The 18,086-nt window shown below is 65.9% G+C and carries 18 protein-coding genes; 1 reads left to right on the forward strand and 17 read right to left on the reverse strand.

The window, feature by feature from the left end; genetic code table 11:
* Nucleotides 1–40 precede the first annotated feature (40 nt).
* Nucleotides 41–2,437: a phosphoenolpyruvate synthase gene (ppsA, locus tag O9335_RS05785; RefSeq protein WP_298384900.1), complete on the reverse strand. Its 2,397-nt coding sequence runs from the start codon at nt 2,435–2,437 to the stop codon at nt 41–43.
* A 181-nt stretch (nt 2,438–2,618) separates the two neighbouring features.
* Between ppsA and O9335_RS05790 the strand changes: the two genes are divergently transcribed.
* Entirely contained in the window at nt 2,619–3,440 is an 822-nt protein-coding gene (locus O9335_RS05790) for a pyruvate, water dikinase regulatory protein (protein ID WP_298384903.1), read from the forward strand.
* On the opposite strand, the gene glgA is transcribed toward O9335_RS05790, so the two are convergent.
* The 16 genes from glgA to rpsB form a co-directional block, all read right to left on the reverse strand.
* Nucleotides 3,434–4,900, reverse strand: a complete 1,467-nt coding sequence (gene glgA / locus O9335_RS05795) for a glycogen synthase GlgA (RefSeq protein WP_298384950.1) — start codon at nt 4,898–4,900, stop codon at nt 3,434–3,436. The two genes, O9335_RS05790 and glgA, sit on opposite strands and share 7 nt — an antisense overlap.
* A 56-nt stretch (nt 4,901–4,956) precedes the next feature.
* Nucleotides 4,957–5,742, reverse strand: coding sequence for an RNA methyltransferase (locus O9335_RS05800; RefSeq protein ID WP_298384906.1), 786 nt, complete (start codon nt 5,740–5,742; stop codon nt 4,957–4,959).
* A gap of 10 nt (nt 5,743–5,752) precedes the next feature.
* Nucleotides 5,753–6,406 carry a ribonuclease HII gene (gene rnhB, locus O9335_RS05805; RefSeq protein WP_298384908.1) on the reverse strand — a complete coding sequence of 218 codons (654 nt, stop codon included), beginning with the start codon at nt 6,404–6,406 and terminating at the stop codon, nt 5,753–5,755.
* Nucleotides 6,375–7,514 (reverse strand): lipid-A-disaccharide synthase, encoded by a 1,140-nt coding sequence (lpxB, locus tag O9335_RS05810; RefSeq protein WP_298384911.1) that lies wholly within the window; start codon nt 7,512–7,514, stop codon nt 6,375–6,377. Before lpxB ends, rnhB begins: the two co-directional genes overlap by 32 nt.
* A complete protein-coding gene (gene lpxA, locus O9335_RS05815; RefSeq protein ID WP_298384914.1) occupies nt 7,514–8,299 on the reverse strand; it encodes an acyl-ACP--UDP-N-acetylglucosamine O-acyltransferase in 786 nt (261 codons plus the stop codon). Before lpxA ends, lpxB begins: the two co-directional genes overlap by 1 nt.
* A gap of 10 nt (nt 8,300–8,309) precedes the next feature.
* Entirely contained in the window at nt 8,310–8,744 is a 435-nt protein-coding gene (fabZ, locus tag O9335_RS05820) for a 3-hydroxyacyl-ACP dehydratase FabZ (protein ID WP_298384918.1), read from the reverse strand.
* Between the two features lie 4 nt (nt 8,745–8,748).
* Nucleotides 8,749–9,786 carry a UDP-3-O-(3-hydroxymyristoyl)glucosamine N-acyltransferase gene (lpxD, locus tag O9335_RS05825; RefSeq protein ID WP_298384921.1) on the reverse strand — a complete coding sequence of 346 codons (1,038 nt, stop codon included), beginning with the start codon at nt 9,784–9,786 and terminating at the stop codon, nt 8,749–8,751.
* A 4-nt stretch (nt 9,787–9,790) separates the two neighbouring features.
* A complete protein-coding gene (locus O9335_RS05830) occupies nt 9,791–10,306 on the reverse strand; it encodes an OmpH family outer membrane protein (RefSeq protein WP_298384924.1) in 516 nt (171 codons plus the stop codon).
* The gene (bamA, locus tag O9335_RS05835) at nt 10,306–12,618 is read right to left on the reverse strand and encodes an outer membrane protein assembly factor BamA (protein ID WP_298384927.1); all 2,313 of its coding nucleotides are present in this window, start codon (nt 12,616–12,618) and stop codon (nt 10,306–10,308) included. Before bamA ends, O9335_RS05830 begins: the two co-directional genes overlap by 1 nt.
* Nucleotides 12,619–12,732: 114 nt before the next feature.
* Nucleotides 12,733–13,917, reverse strand: a complete 1,185-nt coding sequence (locus O9335_RS05840) for a 1-deoxy-D-xylulose-5-phosphate reductoisomerase (RefSeq protein ID WP_298384929.1) — start codon at nt 13,915–13,917, stop codon at nt 12,733–12,735.
* The gene (locus O9335_RS05845; protein WP_298384932.1) at nt 13,914–14,765 is read right to left on the reverse strand and encodes a phosphatidate cytidylyltransferase; all 852 of its coding nucleotides are present in this window, start codon (nt 14,763–14,765) and stop codon (nt 13,914–13,916) included. The genes O9335_RS05840 and O9335_RS05845 overlap by 4 nt, the downstream gene beginning before the upstream one ends.
* Nucleotides 14,765–15,475 (reverse strand): polyprenyl diphosphate synthase, encoded by a 711-nt coding sequence (uppS, locus tag O9335_RS05850; protein WP_298384953.1) that lies wholly within the window; start codon nt 15,473–15,475, stop codon nt 14,765–14,767. The genes O9335_RS05845 and uppS overlap by 1 nt, the downstream gene beginning before the upstream one ends.
* 5 nt (nt 15,476–15,480) lie before the next feature.
* Nucleotides 15,481–16,041, reverse strand: a complete 561-nt coding sequence (frr, locus tag O9335_RS05855) for a ribosome recycling factor (RefSeq protein WP_298384935.1) — start codon at nt 16,039–16,041, stop codon at nt 15,481–15,483.
* Between the two features lie 28 nt (nt 16,042–16,069).
* Nucleotides 16,070–16,780 (reverse strand): UMP kinase, encoded by a 711-nt coding sequence (pyrH, locus tag O9335_RS05860; RefSeq protein WP_298384938.1) that lies wholly within the window; start codon nt 16,778–16,780, stop codon nt 16,070–16,072.
* Between the two features lie 92 nt (nt 16,781–16,872).
* A complete protein-coding gene (gene tsf, locus O9335_RS05865; RefSeq protein WP_298384941.1) occupies nt 16,873–17,769 on the reverse strand; it encodes a translation elongation factor Ts in 897 nt (298 codons plus the stop codon).
* A 71-nt stretch (nt 17,770–17,840) separates the two neighbouring features.
* On the reverse strand, nt 17,841–18,086 hold a 246-nt coding region (gene rpsB / locus O9335_RS05870), incomplete at its 5' end, for a 30S ribosomal protein S2 (RefSeq protein ID WP_298384944.1).

The following is an 18,086-nucleotide window of genomic DNA, read 5'->3' on the forward strand; positions in this document are numbered from 1 at the left end:
GCTAGCCCCGGACATCCAAGCTGGCGGGCGGCGGATGGGCTTACTTGGAACCCGCCAGGCGGATCCAGGTCTCCACCACCGTGTCCGGGTTCAGCGAGATCGACGTGATGCCCTCGTCCGCCAACCAATCGGCGAAGTCCGGGTGGTCGCTGGGGCCTTGGCCGCAGATGCCGATGTACTTGCCGGTCGCCCGGCAGGCGTTGATGGCGCGGCTGATGAGGCTGCGAACCGCCGGATCGCGCTCGTCGAAGTCGCCGGCCAACTGCTCCAGGCCCGAGTCGCGGTCCAGCCCCAGGGTGAGTTGGGTCAGATCGTTGGAGCCGATGGACATGCCGTCGAAGTGCTCCAAAAACTGGTCGGCCAAGATGGCGTTGCTGGGCACCTCGCACATCATGATGACGCGCAGGCCGTCTTCGCCGCGCTTCAGGCCGCGCTCGGCCAACATGCCCACCACCCGCTCGGCCTGCTTCACGGTACGCACAAAGGGCACCATGATTTCGACGTTGGTCAGCCCCATGCCTTGACGAACGCGCTTGAGGGCCTCGCACTCCATGGCGAACGCATCCGAAAACTCGCCGCTGATGTAGCGGCTGGCGCCGCGAAAACCCAGCATGGGGTTTTCTTCGTCGGGCTCATAACGCGAGCCGCCGATGAGCTTGCGGTACTCGTTGCTCTTGAAGTCCGACAGGCGCACGATGACCGGGCGCGGGTAAAAGGCCGCCGCGATGGTGGCGATGCCTTCGGCGAGTTTGTCCACGTAGAAGGCACGCGGGCTGGCGTGCCCACGTGCCACCGACTCGACGGCCTTTTTGAGATCGGCGTCGATGGCGGGATAGTCCAAGATGGCCTTGGGGTGGACGCCAATGTTGTTGTTGATGATGAACTCAAGCCGCGCCAAACCCACGCCGCCCGAGGGCATCTGCGCGAAGTTGAAAGCCAACTGCGGGTTGCCCACGTTCATCATGATCTTGACTGGGCAGTAGGGCAGCTCACGCTGCTGCACCTCGCTGATCTCGGACTCGATCAGGCCGTCGTACACGTAGCCGGTGTCGCCCTCCGAGCAGGCCACGGTGACAAGTTGGCCGTCTTGCAGCTTGTCGGTGGCGTCGTGACAGCCCACCACGGCGGGGATGCCCAACTCGCGGGCGATGATGGCCGCATGGCAGGTGCGACCGCCGCGGTTGGTGACGATGGCGGCTGCACGCTTCATCACCGGCTCCCAGTTGGGGTCGGTCATGTCGGTGACCAGCACGTCGCCCGGCTGCACGCGCTCCATTTCGGCCGTGCTGTGCACCACGCGCACGGGTCCGGTGCCCACCTTCTGGCCGATGGCACGGCCTTCCACCAGCACCACGCTGTCTTTGCCGGCCTTGAGCTTGTAGCGGTGCTCGACCTGCGCCTGGCTCTTCACCGTTTCCGGGCGGGCCTGCAGGATGTAGAGCTGGCCGTCTTGGCCGTCCTTGCCCCATTCGATGTCCATGGGGCGGCCGTAGTGCTGCTCGATGACCAAGGCGTACTTGGCCAGGGTTTCGACGTCGGCGTCGGTCAGCGAGTAACGGTTGCGCAACTCCACCGGGGTGTCTTCGGTTTTGACCAACTTGCCGCTGGCGGCGCGTTCATCCTCACTGGCGAAGCCCATGCGCAGCAGTTTGCTGCCCAAGTTGCGACGGATGATGGCTTGCAGGCCCTTGTTCAGGGCCGGCTTGAAGACGTAGAACTCGTCGGGGTTGACGGCGCCTTGCACGACGGTCTCGCCCAGGCCATAACTGCTGGTGATGAACACCACGTCCTTGAAGCCCGATTCGGTGTCGATGGTGAACATCACGCCGGCCGAGCCGAGGTCGGAGCGCACCATGCGCTGGATGCCCGCACTCAGCGCCACATGGCTGTGCACGAAGCCCTTGTGGACACGGTAGCTGATGGCGCGGTCGTTGTAGAGCGAAGCGAACACCTCGCGCACCTTGTGCAGCACGTCGTCAACGCCGACGACGTTCAAGAAGGTTTCCTGCTGGCCGGCAAAGCTGGCATCGGGCAGGTCTTCGGCGGTGGCCGACGAGCGCACCGCGAACGAGCCCTGCCCGCTGGCGTCAAGCGCAGCAAAGGCGGTGCGAATGGCGTCTTCCAAATCGGGCGGGAAGGGCTGATCCATCACCCAGGCGCGGATCTGCGCGCCCACCTCGGCCAAAGCGCGCACGTCGTCGGTGTCCAAGGCGTCCAGCTTGGCGGTGATGCGGGCATCCAGGCCGCCCACCTGAAGGAACTCCCGAAAGGCGTGGGCCGTGGTGGCAAAGCCGCCGGGCACGCGAACGCCCGACTCGCTCAGGTGGTGGATCATTTCGCCGAGGCTGGCGTTATTGCCGCCCACCGCCTCGACGTCGGTCATCCTCAAATGGTCAAACGGGACGACCAGGGCGGTCGGCTCAAAGCGTGAAGACATGGGAAGGTTCCTGGAGAGTGAAAAAACCGGGGCGCCGACGCGCACACGCTGCCCAGCGTGTTGGATTTGTGGTGGGGGCAGCGGGGCATGGCCAGGGTCGAGCGCAAGTTGCGTTCGATTCTAGGGATGGGGCCGTAGGATGGAAACCACCCGTAACCCTCGCGCCCGTCGTTTAGAGCCCATGCCCAACCGTACCGTGTACTTCTTGTCCGACGGCACCGGCATCACTGCCGAAACCTTCGGCAATTCCATCCTGGCCCAGTTCGGCGGCAGGGCCCGCCATGTCCGCCGGCCCTTCATCGACTCGGCGGAGAAAGCCTACGAGGTGTGCCGGGAGATCGAGGCCACGGGGCTGGCCGAGGGCCAGCGCGTCGTGGTGTTCGCCACGTTGGTGAACCCCGAGGTGCTGTCCATCGTGCGCGAGCACTGCAAGGGCCTGCTGCTGGACATGTTCGGCACCTTCATCGCGCCGCTGGAAGAGGAGTTCGGGCTGAAGAGCAACCACCGCGTGGGGCGGTTTTCGGACGTGGCCAAGAGCCAGGAGTACCACGACCGCATCGAAGCCATCAACTTCAGCCTGGCGCACGACGACGGCCAAAGTGCGAAGAACTTGGCCGTGGCCGACGTCATCCTGGTGGGCGTGTCGCGCTCTGGGAAGACGCCCACTTCGCTGTACCTGGCGATGCAGCATGGCATCAAGGCGGCCAATTACCCGCTCATCCCCGAAGACTTCGAGCGCGGCAAGTTGCCCGGTTCGCTGAGCGAATTCCGCCGCAAGTGCTTCGGCCTGACCATCGATCCGGATCGTCTCTCGCACATCCGCCAGGAGCGCCGCCCAGGCAGCAAGTACGCCGACCCGATGAACTGCCGCTACGAGGTCAATGAGGCCGAAAAGATGATGAAGCGCGAGGGCATCGCCTGGTTGTCCAGCACGCACAAGTCGATCGAGGAAATCGCCACGACCATCTTGCGGGACATCCGACCCGATCGGCTCGTTTACTGACGCAGCGCGCGCCGGTACACCGCCAGGTAGCCCTCGGCCGCGCGGTCCCACCCAAAGCGTTGGGCCATGGCGCGGCGTTGCACGCGGCGCCATTCGTCAGGGCGCGACCACAGCACGATGGCGCGGCGCAGCGCATCCCGAAAATCACCCCGGTCGAAGCGCTCGAACACAAAGCCCGTGGCGCGGTCGTCGGCCAGGTGCTCCAGGCTGCAGTCCACCACGGTGTCGGCCAAGCCCCCTACCCGCCGCACCAGGGGCAAGCTGCCGTAGGCCAAGCCGTAGAGCTGAGTCAGGCCGCAAGGTTCGAAGCGCGAGGGCACCAACAGCACGTCGCAACCGGCCACCAGGCGGTGGGCCGCCGCCTCGTCCATGCCCTGGCTCAGGCTGACGCGACCGGGGTGCTGCCGCGCCGCCTCGCGAAAGGCAGCCTCCAACGCCGGGTCGCCCTGCCCCAGCACCGCCAATTGAGCCCCCAGGCCGAGCAAATCGCCCAAAGCCTCCACCACCAGATCCAGACCCTTCTGGGCCACCAGGCGACTGACCACGCCCAACAACAGGCGCTGGGGCGCAGGCTCCAAGCCCAGGGCTTGTTGCAGGTGGGCCTTGCAGGCGGCCTTGCCTTCCAGCGATTGGGCGTCGAAGCGCACGGGCAGGAGCTTGTCCGTGGCCGGGTTCCAAACGCGGTCGTCCACGCCGTTGAGGACGCCGACCAGCTCACCCGCACGCCGGCGCAACAGGCCGTCCAAGCCACAGCCCTGCTCGAGCGTTTGGATCTCGCGGGCATAGCTGGGTGAGACGGTGGTGATGGCGTTGGCGTAGTGCAGGCCCGCCTTCATGCAACTGAGTTGACCGTGGAACTCCAGGCCCTCCATCTGGAAGGCCGCGGCCGGCAGGCCCAAGCGCGCCACAGCGATGGCAGGAAACAGCCCCTGGTAAGCCAGGTTGTGGATGGTGAACACGCTGCGAGCCGCGCGAAGCGCCTCGGAGCCGCGCGGCGGGGCCAGCGCCAACCAAGCACAGGCCAAACCGGTGTGCCAGTCGTGCGCGTGAACCAAATCGGGCCACCAGGCACTATCGCCCCCGCTGCCCAGCCAGGCTGCGGCGTGGCTCAAGGCGGCAAAGCGCTCCAGGTTGTCGGGGAACAGCGCGCCCTCCGGGGTGGCATAGGGGGTGCCGGGACGATCGAACGCGTCAGGGGCGTCCAACACATAGCTGGGCCGGCCTGGCAGCGCCGGCAACTCGCCCCGAAGCACCCGGCCCACGCGTCCCCAAGGCCAAAGCAGGGGCTCCAGGGCCGTGGCCAGTTGCACCGCCTGGCGCACGCTGGGGTAGCCGGGCAGCAGCACCCGACAGTCCACCCCCTGGGCACGCAGCGCATCGGGCAGCGCAGCGGTGACATCGGCCAAGCCACCGGTCTTGGCGTAGGGGGCCAACTCGGCGCTGACCTGCAGCACCCGCAAGGGTCGTTGGGTGGGGGCGTTCATGCGACACAGTGTGCCGCGCTGCCGAGGCGGGGTCAGCCCAGGCCGCGCCTCGCCGTCTCGTAAAAACAAATGGCCGCAGCGGCCGCCACGTTGAGCGACTCCTCGCCGCCCGGCTGAGGGATGCCCACGGTGAGCGCACAGCCGGCCAACAAGGACTCACTGACCCCCTGCCCCTCGTGGCCCAACACCCAAGCACAAGGCTGCGGCAGCGGGGCGGTGGGCAAGCTCGCAGTGGCGTGAGAGCTCGTCGCCACCAGCGGCAAGCCCAGGGCCAGCACTGGTGCCGCATCGAGCCCCTCCACGAGCGACAGCCCGAAATGCGCCCCCATGCCGGCTCGCAGCACTTTGGGCGACCACAAGGCCGCGGTGCCCTTGAGCGCCAGGACCTGTCGCACGCCGAAGGCCGCCGCACTGCGCAAGATGGCGCCCACATTGCCAGCGTCCTGCAAGCGGTCCAGCACCACGCTGGCCGCTCGCGCCTGCAGCGCAGGCGGCGCGGGCAAGCGCATCACCGCGGCCACCTGGGCGGCCGACGCCAGGCCGGACAAGGACTCAAACGCTTTGGCGCTGACCACCAGCACGCGGGGCGCCCGCAACACCAACTCGCGCCATTCGGCGTTCAGGTTGATCGCCTCCTCCGTGATGACGGCCAACTCGAAAGGCTGACCACGCTCGGCAGCGGCGCGCAGCAGGTGGTCGCCTTCCAGCCAAACCCGACCTTGGGTTCGGTAGGCGCCGTTGTCCTGCGCCAAGGTGCGCAACGCCTTGAGCGTGGGGTTGCCGGTGGCGCTGATGCGCTCGACGCGGGGAACGGTCATGCGGGTCCTTTCATCGGGCCGCGTGCAGCCATTCGCGCAAGGGTGCGAAGCTGCGGCGGTGCCAAGGGCTGGGGCCAAGCCGACGCAAGGCGTCGAGGTGCTCGGGCGTGCCGTAGCCCTTGTGCTCGGCGAAGCCGTAATCGGGGGCCTCGGCGTGCACCCGCAAGCACCAGGCATCGCGGTGCACCTTGGCCAAGATGGAGGCCGCAGAGATGGCCGGCATCAGCGCATCGCCTTTGACCAGGGTGTGCACCGGCACGTCCAGCAAGGGCGCCCGGTTGCCATCCACCCAAACCTCGCCGGGCTTCAGGCGCAAGCCAGCCACGGCGCGCTGCATCGCGAGCAAAGTGGCTTGCAGGATGTTGAGGCGGTCGATATCCTCCACCGAGGCCTCGGCCACGCTGAGACACAGCGCGTGCTCGCGGATGGCGACAGCCAAGGCCTCTCGCTTTCGAGGCGACAAGGTTTTCGAATCGGCCAGCCCCGGGATGGGCCGGTCGGGGTGCAGCATCACCGCCGCCGCCACCACCGGACCGGCCAAGGGCCCACGACCGGCTTCGTCCACGCCGGCCAGCCATAGGCTGGGCTGAGCGGCAAACAGGTCCGGCGTGTAGGGCGCCGTGGCCCGACGTTCAGCGGTCGACGACTTGCGCGATCGCGTCATGGGTGCGTTGCGCCGTGTCGGCGCGCAGGCTGTGATGAAGGTCGGTGAAGCGCTGCGCCAACGCAACCCGCCGGGGGGAATCGGCCAAGCCGCGCAGCGCCTCGGCCGCCAGCACATCGGCGGTGCAGCGGTCTTGCAAGCACTCGGGCACCAAAAACTCTTGGGCCAGCACATTGGGCAGGCCCACCCAAGGCTGCAGCTGCAGCTTCTGCATGCGGCGGTAGTTGGATGGGCTGACCCGGTAAGCAATCACCATGGGGCGCTTGAACAACGCCGCTTCAAGGGTGGCCGTGCCACTGGCCACGAGGGCCAGGTCGCAGGCGGCCAACACCTCGTGCGACCGCCCCTCCACCAGCGTGAGTGCAGGCCAGCCGCCCGGCGGCAGAAAGGCTTCGATGCGCCGGCGCAGCCCGGGAGCGACGGGCAGCACCACGCGCACATCGGGTTCGGCGGCCACCACGCGCTGGGCCGCGCCAAGCAAAGCAGGGGCAATCTCATCGATCTCGCTGGCACGGCTTCCGGGCAGCAGAGCCAAGACGCGACCGTCCAGCGGCAGACCCAAAGCTTGGCGTGCAGCGGCAGCGTCGGGCACCATCGGGATGAGATCGGCCAAAGGGTGGCCAACGAAGGTGGCCGCCACGCCGGAGGCTTGCAGCAAGGCCGGCTCGAACGGGAACAGGCACAGCACATGGTCGGCTGCCTCGCGCAGCGTCGCCACGCGCTGAGGCCGCCAAGCCCAGATGGAGGGGCACACGTAGTGCACCGTCTTCAGGCCGGCGCGGCGCAAGCGCTTCTCCAGCCCAAAGTTGAAATCGGGTGCATCGACGCCCACGAACACATCGGGTCGCTGTTCCAGCAACCGCGTACCCAGGCGACGGCGAATCCACAGCAACTCGGGCAAGCGCTTGAGCGCATCGCTGAAGCCAAAAACCGACAGTCGCTCCGCCGGCCACCAAGCATCCAGCCCCTGAGCCACCAGCCTTGGCCCGCCGATGCCGCTGGCGCCGGACAGGCGACCGCGCTCCCGCAGTCCCTGCAACAGCAACGCGCCGATCCAGTCGCTGGAGGCCTCGCCGGCCACCAGGCCCAGGCGAAGGCCGGTGTCCATCAGCCGCGAACCAGGCCGCGCTTGGAGGCGGCCAGGAAGTCGAGCATGCAGCGCACGTCGTCATCGGCGCCCTGCCCGTTCAAGGCGGCAATGCCCGTCTTGGATTCGTCCAAGGTCAGCCCTTGGCGGAACAGCAACTTGTGCATGTGGCGAATGACCTTGAGGCGCTCGTCGCTGAAATCACGGCGCTTGAGCCCCGTGAGATTCACCGCCCGCACGGCCAGTGGGTTGCCGTCCACCGTCATGTACGGCGCCACGTCCTGCGCGACGTGCGCTTGAAAACCCACCATGCTGTGCGCCCCGATGTGCACAAACTGATGCACCCCCGTGAGCCCGCCGATGACGGCCCAATCGCCCACGTGCACATGGCCGGCCAGCGTGGCGCCATTGGCCAGCACGCAATGGCTGCCCAACTGAACGTCGTGCGCGAGGTGCACGTAGGCCATGATCCAGTTGTCGCTCCCGACGCGGGTGACGCCGTCTTCCTTGAACGTCCCCGTGCTGAAGGTGCAGTACTGAAACACCGTGTTGCGTTCGCCCATCACCAACTGAGTGCGCTCGCCACGGTGGCTCATGTCCTGCGGCATGCAGCCGATCGAACTGAACGGGTGGAAACGGTTGTCCCGGCCGATGGTGGTTTGGCCATCGATCACGCAATGCGCACCCACTTCGGTACCAGCGGCGATGCGCACTTCGGGCCCCACGATGGCGTAGGGGCCGATGGCGACGTCATCGTCCAGTTCGGCCCGGGGATCGACGATGGCGGTGGCGTGAATGCGAGCCATGCCGATGCACTCAGTCGATGCGACGCATCGTGCACATCAACTCAGCCTCCGCGGCGAGCTCGTCCCCGACGAAACACTTGGCGGCAAACTTGTAAATGCCAGCTTTGGCCCGCGTGAGTTCGACCTCGAGCAGCATCTGGTCGCCCGGCTCGACCGGGCGCTTGAAACGTGCAGCGTCGATGCCGGCAAAGTACACCACGCTCTTGTCGTCCAGCACCTCGCCGGCCGTCTTCAGCGCCAGCAGCGTGGCCACCTGGGCCATGGCCTCCAAGATCATCACGCCGGGCATCACCGGGCGGTGAGGGAAATGCCCCAGGAATTGCGGCTCGTTGATCGAAACGTTCTTGATGGCGCGAATGCGCTGCCCCTCGATCGACAGCACGCGATCGACAAGCAGCAGCGGGTAGCGATGCGGCAGCAGCCGCAGGATCTCGTGGATGTCCATGGGTTCAGGTCTTGTTTTTGAGTTCGATTTCCAGCGCGCGCACCCGCTCGCGCAGCTTGTGCAGGGATCGCAGCGAGGCCGCGTTTTTTTCCCACTCGGCATGGCTGTCGATGGGGAAGAAGCCGGAATAGGTGCCCGGCTGCGTGATCGAGCGCGTGACCACCGAGCACGCCGAGATGTGCACGCCATCGGCCAAGGTCAAATGCCCCAGGATTTTCGCGTCGCCACCGATGGTGCAGCCGCGGCCGATTCGGGCACTGCCCGCCACCGCTGCGCAACCCGCCATGGCGGTGTACGCGCCGATGTGCACGTTGTGCGCGATGTGGATCAGGTTGTCGAGCTTGACGCCGTCTTCGATCACGGTGTCGTCCAAGGCCCCGCGGTCGATCGTGCAATTGGCGCCGATCTCCACGTCGTCACCGATGCGCACCGCCCCGAGCTGCTCGATCTTGACCCACGTTCCCTCAAGCGGCGCAAACCCGAAGCCATCGGCCCCGATGACGACCCCGCTGTGCACCACGCCACGCGCGCCCATGCGGCAGCCAGCGCCCAGCACCACCCGCGGCGCCAAGCGTGTCCGGGGCCCCACCTCGGCCGATCGCTCCACGACCGTGTGCGCACCCACCACCGCGCCCTCGCCGATCGATGCACCGGCCTCGATCACGGCGAACGGGCCGATCGACACGCCAGGGCCCAAGGTTGCACTCGGATCGACCACAGCACTGGGATGGACCGTGGGCATGGGCTGGCTGGCCCGCTCGCGCTCTCGCCACCATTGCGTGAGGCGCGCGTAGTACAGGTAGGGGTGGGGATCGACGATCAGCGCCGCTTGCGGGGCAGCCGCCTCGCGCAAAGCGGGCGGCACCAGCAAGACCCCGGCAGCGCTGGCGCGCAGCGCCGCTTCGTACCGGGCACTGACCGCGAAGCTCAGCGCCTCCGGGCCTGCGCTGGCCAGACTGGCCAAGCGACTGACAGGGGTTCGGGGATCGCCGACCAGCTCGCCGCCGAGGGCCTCGACGATCTGCGCCAGCCGGACGGTCACGGGGTCACTTGCTGGCGTTCAGCGCGTCGACCACACGCTTGGTGATGTCCACGCGAGGACTGGCGTGCACGGCGTCTTGCAAGATCAAGTCGAACTTTTCGCGCTCGAAGATGTCTTTGACCACCCGGTTCGCCCGCTCCACCACCGCCTGCAACTCTTCGCCTTTGCGGACCTGGATGTCTTCCTGGAACTCCCGGCGGCGGCGCTGGAAGTCGCGGTCTTGCTCGACGAGGTCGCGCTGGCGGCGGCCGAGTTCCGACTGCGTCAGCGTGGGGCCGTCTTTCTCCAACTTGTCTTGGGCAGCCTTGAGCCGATTGGCCATGTCGGACAGCTCACGCTCGCGCTTGCCGAACTCGGCCTCAAGCTTGGCCTGAGCCGCCTTGGCGGCATTGGAGTCGCGCAGCACGCGCTCCAAGCTCACGTAACCAATCTTGAGCTCTTGAGCCTGCACACCGAGCATCGGGACCGACAGCAGCGCGGACAGAGAAATGGCGCGCAGCAAAGGGCTGAAAGTGATCATCAGAAGGCGGTCCCGATCTGGAATTGGAAGCGTTCGATTCTATCTGTGGGGCGGCTGCGCAGCGGCTTGCCCCAACTGAGGCGCAAAGGCCCCACGGGGGACATCCAAGACAGGCCCAGCCCCGCCGACGCACGCAAGCTGCTCAAGCCGACTTCCTCGTACTTGCTCTGGGTGTTCCACACGTTACCCGCATCGGCGAAGGCGAACAGACGGAAGGTCCTGTCCTTGCCTGCACCCGGAACGGGGATGTAGACCTCGGCGTTGAGGTTGGCCTTCAGGTTGCCGCCGCTGCGCGAGCCGGTCACGTCCACCGGACCCAGGGTGCCACCTTCGAACACACGAACCGAACCCAGGCCACCGCCGTAGAAGTTCTTGAACACCGGGTACGAACGACCGCCCAAACCTTCTCCATAGCCGACCTCGCCGTTCAACATCAAGCTGAACTTGGCGCCAAGGTCAAAGAAGCGCTGCGCCTGCAGGTTCAGGCGACCAAAGCGCGCGTCGCCTGCCGGGCTGAGCTCCAAATTGACGCGGTAGTACTGCCCCTTGCTGGGCGAAAGCAGGTTGTCGCGGCTGTCGTTGCTCCACCCCAGTGTCAGAGGGATGGCGAAACTGGAGCGCCCAAACCGGTTGGCGTAATCGGCGATGTAGTTCGGCACACCGGTGGTGCTCGAAATCTTGGTGCGCTCGTAGCCCAAGCCCAAAAACACCCGGTCGAACTCGGCGATGGGAACGCCAAAGATCTGGCTCACACCCTGCGAGGCGAATTCGTAGGTCTCACCCAGGTTGTTGAAGGGCTTGGCCGTGCTGTAGTAGGCCCTCGTGGCCCTGGAGACCCCATCCTCGGTGAAGTACGGATCGACGAGACTGAACACCAAGGAGCGGGACTGGCGCGAGGTGTTGAGCTCCACCTCCACGGAGTTGCCCGAGCCCAAGAAGTTGTCTTGCTTGACCGAGCCCACCAGCGAAATCCGGCTTTGCGAGGAATAGCCGGCGCCCAGCGAGATGTTGCCGGTGCTTTGCTCCGTGACGTTGATGGTCACATCCACCTGATCGGGCGCGCCAGGCACCTCGTTGGTGTCGACGGTCACTTCCTTGAAGTAACCCAAACGCTCCACACGATCTCGCGAGGATTTGATGCGATTGCCGTCGTACCACGCCCCTTCGAATTGCCGGAACTCGCGCCGAACCACCGTGTCGCGGGTCTTGCTGTTGCCGGCCACCAGGACGCGGCGCACATAAGCTCGACGCTCCGGCGTGGCTTGCACCGTCAGGGTCACCAACCCCGTGGCGCGGTCGATGTCCTGACGCACATCCACTCGGGGGAAGGGATAACCGAAGGTGCCGTAGTAGTCGGTGAAAGCGCGGGTGGTGGCGGCCACCGCCTCGCCCTGGTAGACCTCACCAGGCTTGATCACCACCAAACGCTTGAACTCTTCCAACCGGCCCAGAAACTCGCCTTCCAACTTCACCTCGGCCACGCGATAGGGCTGCCCCTCGCTGACGTTGATGGCCACACCGATGCGCTGCTTGTCGGGGGAGATGGTGACTTGCGTCGACTCCACCGCGAACTCCAGGTAACCGCGGTTCTGGTAGTGGGAGCGCAGGGCCTCCAAATCAGCATTGAGTTCCGTGCGCGAGTAGCGGTCGGTCTTCGTGTACCAAGTCAACCAGCCCGAGGTGGTGCGGCCCATCAGGTCGCGCAGCGCCCCTTCGCTGAAAGCCTTGTTGCCCGAGATCCGAATCTCAGCAATCTTGGCGGGATCCCCCTCGCTCACGGTGAACACGACGTTCACGCGATTGCGCTCCAAGGGGGTGATCGTGGTGCTGACTTCTGCGCCGTACAGGCTGCGCGTCAGGTACTGCCGCTTCAGTTCCTGCTCAGCGCGATCGGCCAAAGCCCGATCGAAGGGACGGCCCTCCCCGATGCCAATCTCCTTCAAAGACTTCTGCAGCGCTTCGCTGTCGAATTCCTTGATGCCCACGAAGCTGACCGTCGCGATGATCGGCCGCTCTTCGATCACCACCACGACAGCATCGCCGTCGATCTGGATGCGCACGTCCTTGTACAAACCCGTGGCAAAAAGGGCGCGCAAGGCTGCGGCGCCCTTTTCGTCGTTGTAGCTGTCGCCGATGCGGAACGGCAGACTGGCGAACACCGTGCCGGGGTCGGTGCGCTGCAGGCCCTCGACACGGATGTCCTTCACCACGAAGGGATCGACCGCCCAAACGTTGGCGTGGATCGCGCCGCACAGCAACAGGGTCAGGAGGGACGAGTGAAGTCGCGAGCGCGAGCGAGCAGAAGCAGCCATGCAGAGGGTCGTCAGGAGGGCAACAAACAGGGGAACCGGGGAGCCGTCGGCGGCCGCATTGCGCAATCGCCTTGCCCTCGAAAAATGCGGCGGATGATAGCGCCGGGCAAAGCCTCAACCGCCCACCGTGCGACGAGCTGCCGCTCGCGCACGCGCATCCAACGCCAGCAGGTCATCCACCGACGCCACATCGGCGGCGCTGGGCGGCACGTCGTTCAGCACGCGCTCCACCGTCTGCGCGATGCCGGTGAAGGACAAGCGGCGGGCCAAGAAGGCCTCTACCGCCACCTCGTTGGCCGCATTCAGCACGGCCGTGCTGCCCTCGGGCCCGCGCAGCGCCGCCCAGGCCAGTTGGAGGGCGGGAAAGCGCCGGCCGTCGGGGGCCTCGAACGACAAGGAAGGCGTATTGAGCAAATCCAAGCGAGAGGCGCCAGACACCACGCGCTCGGGGTAGCTGAGGGCGTAGGCGATGGGCACCCTCATGTCGGGCGTCCCCAGCTGGGCCAGCACGGATTGGTCGCGGCACACCACCATCGAATGCACGATGCTTTGCGGGTGGATCAGCACGCGAATCTGGTCCGGCTGCAGGTGGAACAGCCACCGGGCCTCGATGACCTCCAAGCCCTTGTTCATCATCGTGGCCGAGTCCACCGAAATCTTCCGCCCCATGACCCAGTTGGGGTGGGCGCAAGCTTCGTCCGGCGTCACCGAGGCCAAGGTTTGTGGATCACGCGTTCGGAACGGCCCGCCCGACGCCGTGAGCACGATGTGGTCGATGGTGTCTGACCAGGTAGACGCATCCAGGGGCAGACACTGGAACAACGCCGAGTGCTCCGAGTCGACCGGCAAGAGCAAGGCGCCCCCTTCCTCGACAGCCCGCATGAAGAAGGCGCCGCCGACCACGAGGGCCTCTTTGTTGGCGAGCATCAGCCTCTTGCCCGCGCGCGCCGCGGCAAGGCAAGGCGGTAGCCCGGCAGCCCCGACGATGGCCGCCATGACGGCATCCACCTCGGTCGCTGCAGCCACTTGGGCCAAGGCCTGCGCGCCGGCCAGAACCTCGGTGCGACAGCCTTGATCGCGCAAACGCTGCTGCAAGGCTTGGGCGGCCTCAGGCTCCGGCAGCACGGCCCATCGCGGCTGGTGCGCCAAACAAACGTCCGCCAGTTCGTTCGCCCGGCTGAATGCGCTAACCGCCGTCAACTCGAAACGATCGGGATGACGCGCCAAGACGTCTAGGGTGTTGCTGCCAATCGAGCCGGTGGCGCCCAACACGGCCACGCGCAAGCGCTGAGCACTCATGCCATGCCTCCCAGGGCCAACCACAGAAGGCCCAACGCAGCCGGCAGCACCGGCAACAGCGCATCGATTCGGTCCAACACGCCCCCATGACCCGGCAGCAGTTGGCTGCTGTCCTTGGCCCCGGCGGCGCGCTTGATCAAGGACTCGACCAAATCACCCACCACGCTCAGTGCGGCGAGCACCAACAACGCCAGGGCGCCCATCGGCCATCCCCAAGCCGCCACCAAACGGCCGTACACACTCAAGCCATGCGCCTCTGAGAGCCAAGGATCGATGGTCGTCACCCACAGCAGGGCCACGGCCAACACCCCCACCACGCCACCTGCCACCCCCTCCCAACTCTTGCCGGGGCTAATCGTGGGCGCGAGTTTGCGACGCCCCCAGAGTCGACCGGCCGCATAGGCCAGCACATCGGCAGCCCACACCAAGCACAAGACGGACAGCAGCGCATTCAGCCCCATCCCTTTCCAGGTCAGCAAAGCCCAAGCCGCCGGCAGGAGCACACAGGGCCCCAACACCAGACGCAGTGCCGACGGGAGGGCCGCCCAACCAAGGGAGCCCATGCGCAACGCCACCACCCCCCCCAAGACCCACGACGCCCCCGCCAGCCCCACCCAAGCCGGTTGGGCCCGCACCAGCGGGTATAGAACTGCCCCCAGCAGCAACACCGCGGCGCCATACGCCCCAGCGCGCCAGCCCACCCAGCCGTTGAGCCGCGCCCACTCCCAGCCGGCAGCGCCCATCGTCACCGCCACGAACACGGGAAATGGCCAAGCGGCCGTGCTCATCAATGTGGGCAGGAGCACGGCCAACAAAACCACGGCCGTGATGATGCGATGCAGGAGCATCAGGCCTCCTTCACGCCACCGAATCGACGGTCGCGTTGACGGTAGGCGGCCAAAGCCGCATCGAGTTGCGCCTCGCCAAACTCGGGCCACAGGCAGTCGGAAAACACAAACTCGCTGTAGGCGACCTGCCATAGCAGGAAGTTGCTGATGCGCACTTCGCCCCCCGTCCGGATGAAGAGGTCGGGGTCGGGCGAGCCGGCAGTGGCCATGAATTCGCCAAATCGACTCTCCGTCAGGTCTTCGGGCTGCACACCAGCGGCCAGCGCTCGCCGCGCAGCCTGCACCACGTCCCAACGTCCGCCGTAATTGAAGGCCACGTTGAGCGTGAGGCGGGTGTTGTGGGCCGTCAGCGACTCCGCTTCGTCCCAGGCCTTGCGCAATTTGTCGCCCAGCCCCTGTCGATCGCCCACGATGCGCACGCGCACGCCCAAGGCATGCATGCGCGCCATGTAGCGACTCATGGCGGCCAACACCAAGCCCATCAGGCCGCTGACCTCGTCGGCCGGCCGCCGCCAGTTCTCGGAAGAGAAGGCAAACACGGTGAGTTCGGGCACACCCCGGTCGATGCAGGCCTGCACCGTGCGCACCACCGCATCCACGCCTGCCTTGTGGCCGAAGAAGCGAGGCAAGAAGCGCTTCTTGGCCCAGCGTCCATTGCCATCCATGACGATGGCGATGTGGCGCGGGACCGAGCGCTCAGCGTCGACCACGGCGCTCAAACCGCCAGGATCTCGGCTTCTTTGGACGCCAGCAGCTTGTCGATTTCGACGATGGTCTTGTCGGTCAGCTTCTGCATGTCGTCCAAGCAGCGGCGCTCATCGTCTTCGGTGATCAGCTTGTCCTTGAGCAACTTCTTGGCTTGCTCATTGGCGTCACGGCGCAGGTTGCGCACCGCCACCTTGGCGTCCTCGGCGGTGCCTTTGGCGACCTTCACGAGATCGCGGCGACGCTCCTCGCTGAGGGGGGGCATCGGCACCCGGATGAGATCGCCCTGGCTGGAAGGGTTCAGGCCCAGGTCGCTTTCTCGGATGGCTTTCTCGACCTTGGCCCCCATGCCCTTTTCCCAGGGTTGCACGCTGATGGTGCGGGCATCGAGCAAACTGACGTTGGCGACTTGGCTGATGGGCACCATCGAGCCGTAGTAATCGACGTGCACCTGGTCCAAGATGCCCGGATGGGCCCGACCCGTGCGGATCTTTTGCAACTCGCCTTTGAAAGCCTCGATGGACTTGGCCATCTTCGCTTCGGCGTTCTTCTTGATGTCGGCAGTCGTCATGGAAGTCGATGTGCGATGAATTGACGGATCAAACGTGCACCAAGGTGCCTTCGTCTTCGCCCATCACCACGCGCTTGAGCGCGCCGGGCTTGAAGATGCTGAACACCTTGATGGGCAATTTTTGGTCGCGACACAACGCAAAGGCGGTGGCGTCGAGCACGGCCAGGTTCTTCGTGATGGCCTCGTCGAAGCTCAACTTGGCATAGCGGGTGGCACTCGGGTCCTTCTTGGGATCGGCGGTGTACACACCGTCGACCTTGGTGGCCTTGAGCATGATTTCGGCGCCGATTTCGGCGCCGCGCAGCGCAGCCGCCGTGTCGGTGGTGAAAAACGGATTGCCCGTGCCAGCGCCGAAGACCACCACCTTGCCCTCCTCCAAGTACTGCAAAGCCTTGGGGCGCACGTAAGGCTCAACCACCTGCTCGATGCCAATGGCCGACATCACGCGTGCGGTCATGCCCTCCTGGCGCATGGTGTCGGCCAGGGCCAGCGCGTTCATCACCGTGGCCAGCATGCCCATGTAGTCGGCCGTCGCGCGGTCCATCCCGACCGAGCCCCCCGCCACGCCGCGGAAGATATTGCCCCCACCGATCACGACCGCGACTTCCACACCCAGCTGCGTCACTTCCTGGATCTCGCGCACCATCCTGACGATGGTGGCGCGGTTGATGCCGTAAGCGTCGTCGCCCATGAGGGCTTCACCGGAAAGTTTCAGCAGGATGCGTTTGTAAGCAGGCATGGAAGCGGTCGTTTTCAAGGGGTTTCACCAGTGTAAAGGGCGCCCGCAGGCGCCCTCGTCAGAGACCCGCGCCCAAGGGCAGCGGGCTTCACTCACTGGCCCTTGGCGGCAGCCACCTGGGCGGCCACTTCGGCGGCAAAGTCATCGACCTTCTTCTCGATGCCTTCACCCACCACGTACAGCGTGAACGCTTTGACCGTGGTGGCCTTGTCCTTGAGCATGGCGGCGACCGTTTGCTTGCCGTCGGCGGCTTTCACGAAGACCTGGTCCAGCAGGCTGACTTCCTTCAGATACTTTTGGACCGACCCTTCGACCATCTTGGCCACGATCTCAGCAGGCTTGCCAGACTCGGCCGCCTTTTGCTCGGCGATCGAACGCTCCTTGGCGATCAGGTCGGCAGGCACGTCGGCGCCCGACAGGGCCACGGGCTTCATGGCCGCCACGTGCATGGCCACATCCTTGGCAGCGGCATCGTCGCCATCGAAAGCCACCATCACGCCGATGCGCGTGCCATGCAGGTAGTGCGCCAGCTTGCCGGCGCCCGCGTAGCGCTGGAAGCGGCGGATGCTCATGTTCTCGCCGATCTTGCCAATCAGGCCTTTGCGCACGTCTTCGACGGTCGGGCCAAAGCCTTCTTGGCTCAGGGGCAAGCTCGACAGGGCGGCCACATCGGCCGGGTTGTGCTCAGCCACCAGCGCCGCCAGAGCGTTGGTGAAAGCCAGGAAGGCGTCGTTCTTGCTGACGAAGTCGGTCTCGCAATTGACTTCCAGCAATGCACCGGTATCGCCTTGCACGGCCGCAGCGATCACGCCCTCGGCGGTCACGCGCGACGCCGCCTTGCCGGCCTTGTTGCCCAGCTTGACGCGCAGGATTTCTTCAGCGCGGCCCAGGTCGCCCTCGGCTTCGGTCAGGGCTTTCTTGCACTCCATCATCGGGGCGTCGGTACGGGCGCGCAGCTCAGCGACCATGCTTGCGGTGATAGCAGCCATCAATTTCTCCGGAATATCAGGGTGGACAAAGGGGGCTCACGAGCCCCCTTGTGTGGCGGTGGTGGGAGGGCTCAAGCGCCTTCCGACACCTCGACGAATTCGTCGCTCGCGGCGACCGACTGGGCCAACTCGTTGGTGGCGTTGGCCTTGCCGTCGAGGATGGCGTCGGCCATGGCACGGGCGTACAGCTCACTGGCCTTGGCCGAGTCGTCGTTGCCGGGGATGACGTAGTCGATGCCTTCGGGCGAGTGGTTGGTGTCCACCACCGCGATGACCGGGATGCCCAGCTTCTTGGCTTCGGCCACGGCGATCTTGTG

Source organism: Inhella sp. (genome assembly GCF_027532025.1).
GTDB lineage: Bacteria > Pseudomonadota > Gammaproteobacteria > Burkholderiales > Burkholderiaceae_C > Inhella.